Annotated in this window: 11 protein-coding genes, 1 tRNA gene and 1 pseudogene; 9 read left to right on the top strand and 4 right to left on the bottom strand. The window is 60.9% G+C overall.

Going from position 1 to position 14200, the window contains the following annotated elements:
- Window positions 1-50: 50 nt before the first annotated feature.
- The 6 genes from K226_RS0110465 to K226_RS20245 all read left to right on the top strand — a co-directional run bounded on the left by K226_RS0110465 (window position 51) and on the right by K226_RS20245 (window position 6717).
- Window positions 51-974, top strand: coding sequence for an alpha/beta fold hydrolase (locus tag K226_RS0110465; RefSeq protein WP_024814760.1), 924 nt, complete (start codon window positions 51-53; stop codon window positions 972-974).
- Between the two features lie 176 nt (window positions 975-1150).
- Window positions 1151-2255, top strand: a protein-coding gene (gene prfB, locus K226_RS0110460) for a peptide chain release factor 2 (protein WP_111864371.1) whose coding sequence is annotated in 2 segments (ribosomal slippage) — window positions 1151-1231 and window positions 1233-2255 — 1104 coding nt in all. Because the reading frame shifts where the segments join, the coding sequence is not laid out codon by codon here.
- 9 nt (window positions 2256-2264) lie between these two features.
- Window positions 2265-4988 (top strand): aminopeptidase N, encoded by a 2724-nt coding sequence (pepN, locus tag K226_RS0110455; protein WP_024814758.1) that lies wholly within the window; start codon window positions 2265-2267, stop codon window positions 4986-4988.
- Window positions 4989-4999: 11 nt separating this feature from the next.
- Complete coding sequence (locus tag K226_RS0110450) at window positions 5000-6007, top strand: class 1 fructose-bisphosphatase (protein WP_024814757.1); 1008 nt, start codon at window positions 5000-5002, stop codon at window positions 6005-6007.
- A gap of 12 nt (window positions 6008-6019) precedes the next feature.
- Window positions 6020-6095: transfer RNA gene (locus tag K226_RS0110445), tRNA-Thr, on the top strand.
- 463 nt (window positions 6096-6558) lie between these two features.
- Window positions 6559-6717 carry a hypothetical protein gene (locus tag K226_RS20245; RefSeq protein ID WP_238324217.1) on the top strand — a complete coding sequence of 53 codons (159 nt, stop codon included), beginning with the start codon at window positions 6559-6561 and terminating at the stop codon, window positions 6715-6717.
- A 38-nt stretch (window positions 6718-6755) separates the two neighbouring features.
- Here the strand turns inward: K226_RS20245 and K226_RS20240 are convergent.
- The 4 genes and pseudogenes from K226_RS20240 to K226_RS0110425 all read right to left on the bottom strand — a co-directional run.
- Window positions 6756-7018 (bottom strand): annotated as a pseudogene (locus K226_RS20240) (DUF4372 domain-containing protein); the annotation flags it as partial.
- A gap of 160 nt (window positions 7019-7178) precedes the next feature.
- Entirely contained in the window at window positions 7179-8171 is a 993-nt protein-coding gene (locus tag K226_RS0110435) for a nitronate monooxygenase family protein (protein ID WP_024814756.1), read from the bottom strand.
- Window positions 8172-8188: 17 nt separating this feature from the next.
- Window positions 8189-9148 (bottom strand): tripartite tricarboxylate transporter substrate binding protein, encoded by a 960-nt coding sequence (locus K226_RS0110430; RefSeq protein ID WP_024814755.1) that lies wholly within the window; start codon window positions 9146-9148, stop codon window positions 8189-8191.
- Between the two features lie 72 nt (window positions 9149-9220).
- Window positions 9221-10555, bottom strand: a complete 1335-nt coding sequence (locus K226_RS0110425; protein ID WP_162150977.1) for an acyl-CoA dehydrogenase family protein — start codon at window positions 10553-10555, stop codon at window positions 9221-9223.
- A 25-nt stretch (window positions 10556-10580) separates the two neighbouring features.
- Between K226_RS0110425 and K226_RS0110420 the strand changes: the two genes are divergently transcribed.
- From K226_RS0110420 to K226_RS0110410, 3 genes are all read left to right on the top strand, one after another.
- Window positions 10581-11477: an SDR family oxidoreductase gene (locus K226_RS0110420; RefSeq protein ID WP_024814753.1), complete on the top strand. Its 897-nt coding sequence runs from the start codon at window positions 10581-10583 to the stop codon at window positions 11475-11477.
- Window positions 11478-11548: 71 nt separating this feature from the next.
- The gene (locus K226_RS0110415) at window positions 11549-13129 is read left to right on the top strand and encodes an AMP-binding protein (RefSeq protein ID WP_035241663.1); all 1581 of its coding nucleotides are present in this window, start codon (window positions 11549-11551) and stop codon (window positions 13127-13129) included.
- Between the two features lie 98 nt (window positions 13130-13227).
- Window positions 13228-14121, top strand: a complete 894-nt coding sequence (locus K226_RS0110410) for a LysR family transcriptional regulator (RefSeq protein ID WP_024814751.1) — start codon at window positions 13228-13230, stop codon at window positions 14119-14121.
- Window positions 14122-14200 lie beyond the last annotated feature (79 nt).

Raw genomic sequence — 14200 nt, 5'->3', positions numbered from 1 at the left:
CTGTCCCGCGATTGACATGGCCTGCGCGGCGGCTGGGTAACATCGTTGCCATGTATGTCACCCGCCAGACCTCGCGCAGAGAATTCGTTGCCATCCGCCAGCTGAGCTACCACGTGCGCCTGTGGGGGCCCGAGACCTCGACCCTGCCACCCTTGGTGCTGGTGCACGGCTGGATGGACGTGGCCGCGTCCTACCAGTTCGTCGTGGAGGCCTTCGGCGAGGACTTCCTGCGCGGCCGCCGCATCATCGCGCCCGACTGGCGGGGCTTTGGCCTGACAGCCCCGCCCGTGCCCACCGATCACTACTTCTTCCCCGAATACCTGGCCGACCTCGATCAGCTACTCGACCACTACGCGCCAGGCACGCCGGTGGACTTGGTGGGTCACAGCATGGGCGGCAACGTGGTCATGTTCTATGCCGGAGCCCGGCCCGAGCGCATCCGCCGCCTTGTCAACCTCGAAGGCTTTGGCATGCCAGCCACCCAGCCCAGCCAGGCACCCGCCCGTTATGCGCAGTGGATGGACGAGATGAAGCAGCTGCAGCAGGGCGCCATGGCGCTCAAGTCGTACGACAGCGCGGCTGGCGTGGCCCAGCGCCTCATGAAGACCAACCCGCGCCTTTCGCAGGACAAGGCCGACTGGCTGGCACAGCACTGGGCCGCGCCCAATGCCAGCGGGCAGTGGAACATTCTGGGCGACCCGGCGCACAAGATCACCAGCGCGCAACTGTTTCGCCTGGACGAAGTGTTGGCGCTATACGAAGCCATCAGCGCGCCCACGCTGGCCGTGGAGGCTGGCGACGACAGCCTGGGACAGTGGTGGAAAGGCAAATACAACCTGGACGAATACCACCAGCGCCTGACCCATGTGCGCAACTGCCGCATTGCCGTGGTGCCGGACGCAGGCCACATGCTGCACCACGACCAGCCCGAGGCGGTGGCGGCACTGATCGAGCAGTTTGTGGGCGACTTTTAATCAAAATGACTGCTAGCCCTTATGCAGCAAGCGCCATAAGCTATCATTTTTGATTGTTTTAAGGCAATGACACGGCTGCCGCTACGGGTTGCTGGCCTGCCAAGGGACATTGGACGGCACAGAGCGCGTCCCATGAGAAAATCACGGGTTATTTACAGAACACCCAGGACAACACCATGGACGCAGAACGTATCAACCTCATTGGCAACACCCTCAACGACCTGGCCGTGCGAACGCAAGAGTTACGGAGGTATCTTTGACTTCGATGCCAAATTTGAACGCCTGCGCACGGTAAACGCATCGCTGGAAGACCCTTCGGTCTGGAACGATCCCAAAAAAGCCCAGGAGCTGGGCAAAGAAAAGAAATCCCTGGACGGCGTGGTGCTCACGCTCGACAAACTCACGCGTGAGCTGGCCGACAACACCGAGCTCTACGACATGAGCAAGGAAGAAGGCGACGAAGCGGGCCTGATGACCATCGAAGCCGAGACCGCCAAGCTCAAACCCGAGATCGAACAGCTCGAGTTCCGGCGCATGTTCCGCAACGAGGCCGACCCGCTCAACTGCTTTGTCGACATCCAGGCCGGCGCCGGTGGCACCGAGGCTTGCGACTGGGCCAGCATGCTGCTGCGCCAGTACCTCAAGTACGCCGAGCGCAAGGGTTTCAAGACCACGGTCGAAGAAGAAACCCCAGGCGACGTGGCGGGCATCAAGAGCGCCACGATCAAGATCGAGGGCGAATACGCCTACGGCCTGCTGCGCACCGAAACCGGCGTGCACCGCCTGGTGCGCAAGAGCCCGTTCGACAGCTCGGGCGGGCGCCACACCAGCTTTGCCAGCCTGTTTGTCTACCCCGAGATTGATGACTCGATCCAGATCGACATCAACCCCGCTGATGTGCGCACCGACACTTACCGCGCATCCGGCGCGGGCGGGCAGCACATCAACAAGACCGACTCGGCCGTGCGCCTGACGCACATGCCCACGGGCATCGTAGTGCAGTGCCAGGACGGCCGCAGCCAGCACGGCAACCGCGACATCGCCTGGCAGCGCCTGCGCTCCAAGCTCTACGACTTTGAGATGCGCAAGCGCCAGGAAGAAGCGCAAAAGCTGGAAGACACCAAGACCGATGTCGGCTGGGGCCACCAGATTCGCAGCTATGTGCTGGACAACAGCCGTATCAAGGACCTGCGCACCAACGTCGAAATCTCTGCCACCCAGAAGGTGCTGGACGGCGACCTCGACGCATTCATCGAAGCCTCCCTCAAGCAGGGCGTTTAAGGAAAACCCATGTTGCTACTGCGTGACGGCCAGGCCCAGGCGCCCGCCATTCACCGCGCCGACTACCAGGCCCCGGCCTGGTGGATCGACACCGTCGACCTGACGTTCGACCTGGACCCCGCCAAGACCCGCGTGCTCAACAAGATGCGGCTGCGCCGCAACCCGGACGTGGCGGCCCAACCGCTGCGCCTGGACGGCGAAGAGCTGAACCTGGCGCGCGTCATGGTCAACGGCGGCGGCACCTCGTTCAAGATGGATGGCAACCAGCTGGTGCTGGAAAACCTGCCCGAAGACACCGAGTCCTTCGATCTGGAGATCTTCACCACCTGCGCGCCCGCCAAGAACACGCAGCTCATGGGCCTTTATGTGAGCCAGGGCACGTTCTTCACGCAGTGCGAGGCCGAGGGCTTTCGGCGCATCACCTATTTTCTCGACCGGCCGGACGTCATGGCCAGCTACACCGTCACCCTGCGTGCCGACAAGGCACTCTACCCCGTGCTGCTGAGTAACGGCAACCTGGTGGACAGCGGTGCGCTCGACGATGGCCGTCACTTTGCCAAATGGGTTGATCCGCACAAGAAACCCTGCTACCTGTTCGCGCTGGTGGCCGGCAAGCTGGTGGCGCGAGAGCAGCTCATCAAGAGCCGCTCGGGCTCCAACCACCTGCTGCAGGTTTACGTACGCCCCGGCGACCTGGGCAAGACCGAGCACGCCATGAACTCGCTGATGTACAGCGTGGCCTGGGACGAGGCGCGCTTTGGCCTGCCGCTCGACCTGGAGCGCTTCATGATCGTCGCCACCAGCGACTTCAACATGGGCGCCATGGAGAACAAGGGCCTGAACATCTTCAACACCAAGTATGTTCTGGCCAGCGAAGCCACCGCCACCGACACCGACTTCGCCAACATCGAGAGCGTGGTCGGCCACGAGTATTTCCACAACTGGACGGGCAACCGCGTCACCTGCCGCGACTGGTTCCAGCTCAGCCTGAAAGAAGGTCTCACGGTCTTTCGCGACCAGGAATTCAGCCAGGATCTGGCCGGCAGCCCATCGGCGCGCGCCGTCAAGCGCATCGAGGACGTGCGCGTGCTGCGCACCGCCCAGTTCCCCGAGGACGCCGGCCCCATGGCCCACCCGGTGCGGCCCGACAGCTACATCGAGATCAACAACTTCTACACCGTCACCATCTACGAAAAGGGTGCCGAGGTGGTGCGCATGATGCACACGCTGGTGGGCCGCGAAGGCTTTACCAAGGGCATGAAGCTGTATTTCGAGCGCCACGACGGCCAGGCCGTGACCTGTGACGACTTCGCCAGCGCCATTGCCGACGCCAACCCCACCAGCGACCTGGCGCGCTTGCTGCCCGCGTTCAAGCACTGGTACAGCCAGGCCGGCACGCCCCATGTGCACGCCACCGGCAATTACGACGCGGCTGCCCGCACCTACACGCTCACGCTCACGCAAAGCTGCGCCCCCACGCCTGGCCAGAGCGCCAAGGAGCCGTTCGTCATTCCAGTGGAGCTGGGCCTGCTCAGCGCCAGCGGCGCCGCCCTGCCCTTGCAGATGGCGAACGAAAGCACCCCGGGCGCCGCATCGCGCACCGTGGTACTCACCGAGCCCACGCAAACGCTCACCTTCGTGCATGTGGATGCCGAGCCGGTGCCCTCGCTGCTGCGCAACTTCAGCGCCCCCGTGGTACTGGACATCGACTACACCGACGCCCAGTTGCTCACGCTGCTGGCGCACGATGCGGACGCTTTCAACCGCTGGGAAGCAGGCCAGCGCCTGGCACTGCGAATTGCTATAAATACAATAGCTGACAGCGCTTATCAGGCAAGCGCCAATGGCACTTTTGACCATAAATTTCTTGATGCCGACTTCATCGAGGCCATGCGCACCGTGCTGCGCAACCCGGCACTCGATGCGGCCTTCAAGGAGCTGGTGCTCACCCTGCCCTCCGAAACCTACATCGCAGAGCAGCTCAACGTGGTGGACCCGCAGCGCATCCATGCCGTGCGCGAAGCCATGCGTGAGCAACTGGCGCTGGCCCTGCAAGCCGACTGGGAATGGGCCTGGGAGCAAAACCAGGACACCGGTGGCTACCGCCCTGACCCGGTTTCGTCGGGCCGCCGCGCCCTAAGTGGCCTGGCGCTGCAGATGCTGTGCATTGCCGCCCGGCGCACCGGCGATGTGGTCTGGCCTGGCAAGGCCTACCAGCGCTTCAAGGTGGCGGCCAACATGACCGACCGCTTCAACGCCCTCACCGCCCTGGTCGCCAGCGGCAGCGAACTGGCAGCCCCTGCCCTGGCACGCTTTCACACGCTGTTCAAAGACGAGCCCCTGGTCATCGACAAGTGGTTTGCCCTGCAGGCGGGCGCGCCCGACCGCGGCGGTAACGTGCTTCCCGCCGTGCGCCAGCTCATGCAGCACCCGGACTTCAGCCTGAAAAACCCCAACCGCGCGCGCAGTGTGATCTTCAGCTATTGCAGTGCCAACCCCGGCGCCTTTCACCGGGCGGATGCGGCAGGCTATGTGTTCTGGAGCGACCGGGTGATCGAACTCGACGCCATCAACCCGCAAGTGGCCGCACGCCTGGCGCGCGCCCTCGACCGCTGGAAGAAGCTGGCCGAACCCTGGCGCAGTGGCGCCCGCGAGGCCATCGCCCGCGTGGCCGCTCGCCCTGACCTGAGCAACGACGTGCGCGAGGTCGTCACCCGCGCACTGGCCGAATAAGGAGAACTTTCATGGCAAACAAAATCAGCCTGACCCGCTACCTGGTCGAACAACAGCGTGTGGACGGCCTCATCCCCGGCCAACTGCGCCTGCTGCTGGAAGTGGTGGCGCGTGCCTGCAAGAGCATCAGCCACGCCGTCAACAAAGGCGCGCTGGGCGGCGTGCTCGGCAGCACCGAGAGCGAGAACGTGCAGGGCGAAATCCAGAAAAAGCTCGACATCATCGCCAACGAAGTGCTTATCGAGGCCAACGAATGGGGTGGCCACCTGGCCGGCATGGCCAGCGAGGAAATGGACGGCATCTACGTGGTGCCCAACCGCTACCCCAAGGGCGAATACCTGCTGCTGTTCGATCCCCTGGACGGCTCCAGCAACATTGACGTGAACGTGAGCATTGGCACCATTTTCAGCGTGCTCAAGATGCCCGAAGACGATCGCGGCGTGGACGAAGGCGACTTCCTGCAAAAGGGTAGCCAGCAAGTGGCCGCCGGTTACTGCGTCTACGGCCCGCAGACCACGCTGGTGCTCACCGTGGGCGACGGCGTGGCCATGTTCACCCTCGACCGCGAACAGGGCTCGTTCGTGCTGACACAGGAAAATGTGCGCATTCCCGAAGACACCAAGGAATTCGCCATCAACATGAGCAACATGCGGCACTGGGATGAGCCCGTCAAGCGCTACATCGACGAATGCCTGCAAGGCAAAGATGGCCCGCGCGGCAAGGACTTCAACATGCGCTGGATCGCCAGCATGGTGGCCGACGTGCATCGCATCATGACCCGCGGCGGCATCTTCATGTACCCCTGGGACAAGCGCGAACCCAACAAACCCGGCAAGCTGCGCCTGATGTACGAAGCCAATCCCATGGGCTGGCTCATCGAACAAGCCGGCGGCGCCGCCACCAACGGCCGCCAGCGCATCCTCGACATCCAGCCCACGCAGCTGCATGAGCGCGTCAGCGTGATCCTCGGCTCAAAAAACGAGGTGGAGCGCGTGACAAGCTACCATTCCACGCTATAATCACAGGCTTACGCCGGTGTAGCTCAGTCGGTAGAGCAGCTCATTCGTAATGAGAAGGTCGGGTGTTCGATTCATCTCTCCGGCACCAATACAGATAAAGGTTCATTGCTATCAAAATAGCAGTGAACCTTTTTTCTTTGGTGAGGTTGTAGGCAATCTGTAGGCAAGTAATTCAAATACTGCGCCATCCCAGACTCTTTGCTGGTCGGGCAAATCCTGATCGCATACCGACTGGTGCCTGCCCTTTCACTCCGGGCAAATCCGGTCTCTACCGAAACACCTCACGCAGTCGTGCCAGCAGCCCAGGCTTTCGCGGTCTCTGCTCGGTATCCCGCTTGTACCAATTCAGGTCGCGCCGTGTGTCGTCTATTGGAACTTCGGGCTTGCGACTAGGTGGACCGAAATTCCAGTGCGTCACATCCTCAACAGGCCCAGTGGGTGTGCCTTGGCGTTCTGGCTGGTTTGGCATAGAGGCTCTGAATGAGATGAGAACTTTGGGAGCGCACCGGCCCAGCGCGCCAACTGGCGCTGAAAACAGCTCCTGCTGGCCCATGAGAATTTCCCAAAGGGGCAAGGAACGCGCTGGCAAGTTGATCGACAAAGTGGCTCTGTGCAGAATTCTGAACAATCCGATCTATTTCCATGGCATTCGCCACAATGGGGTTGCTTACCCGGGCGAGCACGAAACCATCGTCACGCGCGACCAGTGAGAACTGGTCCAGTCGACGCTGGCCTCCAAACCTCATTGTGCGTCGACTATCGTCGAGCATTCCGGCGGCGCATTCAATCCCATTTGAAACATGGCTTCCTCGATTGGCGGCCAGACAGGCTTCGATGTCGCGCAGGGATTCGCGCCATGTGAGTTGAGAAAACGTCATGACGCGAAACAGGTCCGCGCACCCCAGGGTGCAAACGCCCGCGTCGCCGTTGTGCCGCTCAATGATGCGCGAGAAGGCTTTCCAAAGTACGAACTCCATAACCCTTCGGGAATAGCGTCTTGTTCATATTCATGCGCCATCCCGGATCGTATAAACCCGAAAGCATCGCAAATGAACGAAACGACATTCAAATTGTGGACACCTATGAATCCCCTGGAACCCACATCAACATTGGAGCCGCCACCAATCTATGCCAGATAAACCGGACACCACTACCAAGTCTATAACTACGATTAAAAAATGCGTTCCCGCGCGGCAGCATATTCACGCTTGAGCCGCGCGACGATTTCTGCGGTGGTCGGCAGATCGTCGATCACGGCAACGCCTTGGCCTGCGCCCCAGATGTCCTTCCACGCCTTGGCCTTGGAGCGACCGTCGGCGAAGCTCATCTTGCTCTTGTCGGCCACTGCGAGATTGTCCGGATCCAGCCCGGAGCGTTCGATGCTCTCGCGTACATAGTTGCCGTGCACGCCGGAGAACAAGTTGCTGTAGATGATGTCCGATGCGCCGGCCCGCAACAGCGATTGCTTGTATTCCTCGCTAGCATTGGCCTCGACACTGGCGATAAAACGTGTGCCCATGTAGGCGAAGTCGGCACCCATCGCCTGTGCCGCCAGGATTGCGTCACCGGTGGCGATCGAGCCCGACAGCGCCAGCAGTCCCTTGAATCGCTTGCGCACTTCACCCACCAGCGCCATCGGCGAAAGGGTGCCGGCGTGTCCGCCGGCACCTGCCGCGACCAGGATCAGACCATCGACGCCAGCTTCGAGGGCTTTCATCGCATGTCGCAGATTGATCACGTCATGAAGGATGATTCCGCCATACGCGTGCACTTCGGCGATGATCTCGGGCGCAGGCGCCCGCAGCGAGGTAATCAGGATAGGCACCTTGTGACGGATGCAGGTCGCCACGTCCTGCTCCAGTCTCACGTTGGACGTGTGCGCAATCTGGTTGACCGCGATCGGTCCGACGATTGCCCGAGGGTTGTCCCGCTGGTATGCCTGCAGCTCTTGCTTCATGCTGCTAAGCCACTCGTCCAGCAGTTCCGGTTGGCGTGCGTTGAGCGCAGGAAACGAGCCGACGATACCGGCTTTGCATTGCGCCAGCACAAGATCGGGATAACTGACGGTGAACATCGGAGAAGCAATCACTGGCAGCGACAGCTTGCGCAGCACCGGCGGTATGTGATCTGGAAGCGGGTGTTGCAAAGGCAGGATTTCAAGCATGTTTGTGCTCACCGGATTTATTGCAGCGGAATACCGATGGACTTCACCAGCTTCGTGTATGCGCCAACCTGGGTCTTGATCAGATTGCCCAGCACTTCCGGCGTGCCTGGAGTGACGGCAAAACCCATCTGCTCAATGCTTGCTGCCACAGCCGGCTTTGCCAGGGACGCCAGCACCGCCTTGTTCAACCTCTCGACAATGTCCTTGGGCATGCCAGCCGGTCCAACCACTGCCGCCCAGATCACGACCGGCAACTCGCTCATGCCGGCCTCGCGCATGACCGGCACCTCCGGCGCCAGCGGCGAACGCGTCGGCAGCAGAGTTACAAGGGTGCGCAGCTTGCCATCCTCCGCATAAGGAAGGCCGGCGCCGGTGGCGATCATGGCGTCCAGGCGGCCCGCCAGCAGATCCGTCATTGCCGGGGGCTCACCCTTGTAAGGCACATGCAGCAAGTCGATGCCGAACAAGCTCTTGATCTGTGCAAACACCAGTACCCCGGTCCCGTTGCCGCTGCCATAGCTCATTTTTCCCGGATTAGCCTTCGCATAGGCGATAAATTCGCGCATATTCTTCGCAGGAACGGATGGATTCACGTACAGGAAAAACGCATAGCGGCCGACATCGGCGATCGGGGTAAAGTCGGTAACCACGTCATACGGTGGATTCTTGCGCATCGCCGGCAGTACGGAAAAATTGCCGGACGTGACCAGCGCGATCCGGTAGCCGTCAGGCGCGGACTTCGCGATGTCCTGTGCTGCGATCTGTCCTTCGACGCCAGGCTTGTTCTCAACGACGACCGACTGGCCCAGGTTTTCCCCGACATTTTTCGCGATGATTCGTGCAAGCGAATCCGAGGTGCCGCCGGGAGGGAAAGGCACCACCATCGTGATTGGGCGCGTGGGATATTGGGCGTGGGCGCTGGCGCAGGCGGCAGCCAGTCCCAGAGCAAGAAAAAGTCGGCGTAATGGAGTGGTCATGTCTCTGGTCCTTTTTATGGTTGATGAATATGGTTGATGCATGCAGATGAGTCTTCCAGACTCGACGTAACGCTAGCGCGCCGGTACCAGGTCCATAGTCGAGGCAATGGTGCTGCGTTGCATCTGCGAACTACCGGCACCTATGGTGGTGCTGCGGGCGTCGCGGAAATGGCGCTGCATTGGGTACTCCAGGCTGTAGCCGGAAGCGCCCATGATCTGCATGCCCTGGTTGGCGAGCTTGATATAGGTTTCGGAGCCAAACAGCTTGGCCATCGACACTTCGCGCAGAGCGTCTTGCCCACGGGCCAACTTTGCCGCTGCAGAAAATGCCAGCAGGCGCGCAGCGCTGGCCTCGGTCTGCATGTCGGCCAGCAGATGTGAAATTGCCTGAAACTCGGCTATCGATTTGCCGAATTGCCTGCGCTCACGCGCATGGCTGGCGGCGAGGTCGACCACGCTCTGGCTGGCACCGGCATAACCTGCCGAGGTCAAGGCGCGTTCGCCTTGCAAGCCTGCCAGCAGGTACTCCCAGCCACGGTTCACTTCGCCCAGTATGCGGCTCTTGTGCACCCGCACGTCGCTCAGGAAAACTTCGTAGCTGCCGGCGCCACGCCGGCCGAGCATCTCCAGCTTGCAGAATTCGATCCCGGGGTGCGTGTTTTCAATCAGGAAAATCGACAGACCCTTGCGTGCCGTCACTGTGCTGTCGGTACGGGCATAGACATGCAACAGGGTGTTGTCCACGCCGGCGCCCGTGATCCACACTTTCTGCCCGTTGAGGACCCAATGGTCTCCGTCGGCCACAGCACGGGTCTGGATTGCTGCGACATCCGATCCGGCAGCCGGTTCGCTGATGCAGACGGACATGCGTATTTTTCCCTGTGCCAGTTGAGGCAGGAATTCGGTTTTCTGCTCCTCCCGGCCGCACTTGAGCAAGGTTTGCCCGGTAAACAGCGGCACTGTGTACGCAGTCGACAGGTCGTAACTCCAGGCGGCCAAGTCCTCGGCAATCAAAGCCAAGTCTTCAATGGTGCCGCCATAACCGCCGTATTCCTCGGGAATGCCGCGTCCAGCCAGGCCGAGATCGACCCACGCCTGATAGGCTTCATAAGGATAACGGCCTTCTTGGTCCATGCGATGAAGGTATTCGGGAGTGAGTATTTTCGTCATCGCCCGCTGCAGGCTGTCGCGCAGCAGGCGCTGATCTTCGTTCAATTCGTCAAAGTTCATCGCTGGGTCCCGTTCGGCGCTGTGCCGTGTCTCTGCGGTCTTAGTGCGGCAGATGTTAGGCCTGTGCGCGCGAGGCTTCAAGACTTTATGGGTCTTACGCATTCCCAAATTAGTGTTGGCGTCAAAGCCCAATGCGCCCACATACTTCGCCACTGCAAAAAGCAGATTCGAGTACAAGGCTGGCAGGCCAGCGAGGAGACACATGTTCAAGCCAGAGCTGTTCAAAGGACACCGCATACTTGTGACCGGTGGCGGTACTGGGCTGGGCCGCGAGATCGCGGCGCGACTGCTATCGCTGGGCGCTACCGTATGCATTTGCGGCCGGCGGGAAAGCGTCTTACTGGACACCGCACGAGAATTGATGGAGCAGCACGGCGGTACCGTGCAAACCGTGGTGCTTGACCTGCGCGATGCCGACGCGGTTGATCGTTGCATCAGTGAATTGTGGGAGAGCGGCCCGCTGACCGGCCTGGTCAATAATGCGGCCGGAAATTTCGTCAGCCGCACCGAGGATTTGTCGCCAGGTGGCTTTGACGCCATCGCCAATACCGTCTTGCATGGTACTTTTTATGTGACGCAGGCGGTCGGCAAGCGCTGGATCGCCCAGCAACTGAAGGGCACGGTGCTTTCGATTGTTACCACCTGGGTTCGCACCGGATCTCCCTACGTCGTCCCTTCTGCCATGTCCAAGGCCGGCATTGATGCGATGACCAAATCGCTCGCGACCGAATGGGGCTGCTACGGCATACGCCTCAACGCAATTGCCCCCGGCATTTTCCCGACTCCCGGCGCTACCGCTCGCCTGCGGCCCGGGGACAATCCGCATGATCTGGAAATTCGCGAAAACCCAATGCGCCGCCTTGGGCACATGGACGAACTCGGGAACCTGGCCGCCTTCTTGATGGCCGAGGGCTGCGCTTGGCTGAGCGGGGAAACGATTGCCATTGATGGTGCCTATAACCTTGCACGCGGCTCCTACTTCACCCAATACGCGGACTGGAGTGATGAGCAATGGGTGGCAGCGCGCAGCCGAATCAAGGCCCGCAGCGAGCAGGAAAAGTCGCTGCGCACCGTACCGTCACCCGCCGCAAAGCCCTGAGTCCGCGCCACATTCGGCACCTCCTTCAACAGAAACAGATAAGACCAGCCATGCCGAGCACGAATACCCCGATGTCCGTCAATCCGAGCCCTGCCTCTTGGCTGGAGCGGCGCGCGCACTTGCAACCTGAGCTGGAATGCATCGTGTACTGGCACGAGGCGGAGCGCGCGGAGCGGTGGACGTACGGGCAGTTGCAGAAAAGCGCGATTCGCCTGGCCGTCGAACTGGAACGGCGCGGCATCAAGGCTGGAGACCGCGTCGCTTTCCTAGATTACAACGATGCCCGTTTTGCCGTCGTCATGTTCGCGGCTGCTCGTGTCGGCGCAATTTTCGTGCCGGTCAACTTTCGGTTGAGCGCGCCGGAGGTGGTCGCGATCATCAATGACTGCGACGCTAGCATGCTGATATACGGTGATCGTTTCGAGCCCATTCGCCATGCCGTACAACAGGGCTGCGCATGTCCGCAGTTCGTACGTTCAGGGCGGGAGCAGGATGACGATTTGCAGGCAATGATGGAGGCCGTGCCGGGTGACGCGGCAACGACGCTGCGCATGGCCGGCTGGGACGAGACAGCGTGGTTGCTGTACACCTCAGGTAGCACCGGCCATCCGAAAGGCGTGATGCTCAGCCACGGTAACCTATTTTGGAACACGCTCAATATCGTTCTGCTGCAGGGCGGCTTTGCCACTGACAAGGTGCTAATTTCCGCGCCCCTATTCCATGCTGCCCCGGTCGCCACTTTTATGGACTGCTTCCTGCGTGGTGCCTGCATCCATCTTGAACGCGCATTCGACGAGAGCCAGGTGCTGCGCCGGATCGCCAATGAAAAGATTACCCTGATCGCCGGGGTGCCGGCAATGTACAAGACCATGGCAGCCCATACGGCATTCGAATCCACCGACCTCAGTTCGCTGCGCGCCGTCATCGTAGGCGGCGCGCCGGTGCCGGAAGCCCTGATCGCCGAGTATCGTCGGCGCGAGGTTGCCGTGATTCATCGTTATGGGCTTACCGAGGCCACCGTGCTGGTTGCGGCACTGTCGCCGACAGCGCCGCCGAGCAAGCAGATGAGCACCGGTCTGTCGCCACTGTTCAGCGAGTTTCGGATCCGTGCCAGCGAGGCCAAAGGTGGCTTAGAGTCTTCCGCCGCGACAGTGGCAAACGCAGGCGAGATCGGCGAAATCGAGGTTCGTGGACCCAATGTAATGCAAGGCTACTGGAAGCGCGAGGCCGATACTCGGGCCGTCATGCATGACGGCTGGTTGTCCACCGGCGACCTCGGGCAGGTGGACAAGGACGGCTATCTGCGGGTTGCCGGCCGACTCAAGGACATGATAATTACCGGTGGCGAGAACGTCTATGCGACCGAGGTGGAGTCGCGCCTCGTGGAATATGCACCGATACTAGAGGCAGCGGTAATCGGATTGCCGGACGCCCGCTGGGGCGAGACGGTATGCGCGGTTCTCAGCATCAAGACCGGCTTCAGCGTGACCGAAAAGGATGTGCTGGCAAATTTGGACGGTCGCCTGGCGCGCTACAAGCAGCCACGGCTCATGATATTCAGGGAAACGCTCCCCAAAAACGGCGCCGGCAAGGTTGACAAGCTGCGCCTGCGCCGCGAGTATCTCGGAGCTATGCCGGACGCAACAAACTGAATCCCTGCGGGCCAACTTGCTACAGTCCGCCAACGCATCAACGTGTGAATTAATGCTTGCTGCAAATTGCATCCGAAGAAGCCCCGATAACATTTTAAATGGAACTGCGACAACTGCGTTACTTCCTGGCGGTAGCCCAGGAGCTTCATTTTGGCCGTGCCGCAGAGCGGGCGCACATTGCCCAGTCTCCGCTGTCGAGGCAAATTAAACTGCTTGAGGACAGTCTTGGTGTTGTGCTGTTCCAGCGCACCAAACACAAAGTCGAGCTGACCGACGCCGGGCGGGCGCTGATCTTGGAAGCGCAGGCGATCCTGGCTGCGACCGAGCAGGCCAAACGTTCGGTCTTGCGGGCAGAAGAGGGACTGGTCGGCCGTCTGGTAATCGGCTACACCAACACGGCGATTTACAGTAATTTTTCGAAGATATTGATGGCTTATCGGCACCAGTTCCCGAAGGTGGAACTGGTCTTGCAGGACAGCATGTTGACGCCGATGCAAATCGATGCCATGGTTGATAAGCACATGGACATCGGCTGCTTGCGGCCCCCAGTCCAGTCTCCCGATATCGAGCTACTGACCATTGCAAACGAGCGCCTGGTGCTGGCGCTGCCGGCAACCCACCCGCTGGCATCCCTCGCTCGTATTAACATGAAGGACTTGGCGCAGGAAGGTTTCATCTGCTTTTCCCGCTCGCTCACTTCGTCGTTGCAGACCCTGATCTTTCAGACTTGCCATGACGCTGGCTTCCAGGCGCGCGTGGTGCAAGAAGTCGGCGACATTCCGACCATGTTGATGCTGGTTTCGTGCGGGATGGGTGTGGCACTTGTACCATCGTCGTCGCGCAGCATTCGCATGAACGGCCTAGTGTTGCGCAATCTGGTCGGCGGCGGGCCGCAACTGGAATTGGCGCTAGGCTGGAATCGCGGCGTGAAATCCGTGATTCGCAATGGCTTTATCGATGTCGCGCGTTCCTTCGTGCAGCGCGGAGGCTGACACCGGGCAGGATCTTTGCGTCCGAAACGAAAGTAGCGCAGCGCTGTAGGAAAACTCTGTCCCAAAAGACCAGCTTCAA

The sequence above is a fragment of the Acidovorax sp. JHL-3 genome, assembly GCF_000526295.1.
GTDB lineage: Bacteria > Pseudomonadota > Gammaproteobacteria > Burkholderiales > Burkholderiaceae_C > Acidovorax > Acidovorax defluvii.
This window is presented reverse-complemented; position numbering and strand designations above follow the sequence as displayed.

What these genes read in the sequence shown, in the direction of transcription:
- K226_RS0110415 (WP_035241663.1), top strand. Translation starts at nt 11,549, where the DNA reads ATGTCCGTCAATCCGAGCCCTGCCTCTTGGCTGGAGCGGCGCGCGCAC.
- K226_RS0110420 (WP_024814753.1), top strand. Translation starts at nt 10,581, where the DNA reads ATGTTCAAGCCAGAGCTGTTCAAAGGACACCGCATACTTGTGACCGGT.
- K226_RS0110430 (WP_024814755.1), bottom strand. Translation starts at nt 9,148, where the DNA reads ATGACCACTCCATTACGCCGACTTTTTCTTGCTCTGGGACTGGCTGCC.
- K226_RS0110435 (WP_024814756.1), bottom strand. Translation starts at nt 8,171, where the DNA reads ATGCTTGAAATCCTGCCTTTGCAACACCCGCTTCCAGATCACATACCG.
- K226_RS0110410 (WP_024814751.1), top strand. Translation starts at nt 13,228, where the DNA reads ATGGAACTGCGACAACTGCGTTACTTCCTGGCGGTAGCCCAGGAGCTT.
- K226_RS0110465 (WP_024814760.1), top strand. Translation starts at nt 51, where the DNA reads ATGTATGTCACCCGCCAGACCTCGCGCAGAGAATTCGTTGCCATCCGC.
- K226_RS20245 (WP_238324217.1), top strand. Translation starts at nt 6,559, where the DNA reads ATGAGAATTTCCCAAAGGGGCAAGGAACGCGCTGGCAAGTTGATCGAC.
- pepN (WP_024814758.1), top strand. Translation starts at nt 2,265, where the DNA reads ATGTTGCTACTGCGTGACGGCCAGGCCCAGGCGCCCGCCATTCACCGC.
- K226_RS0110450 (WP_024814757.1), top strand. Translation starts at nt 5,000, where the DNA reads ATGGCAAACAAAATCAGCCTGACCCGCTACCTGGTCGAACAACAGCGT.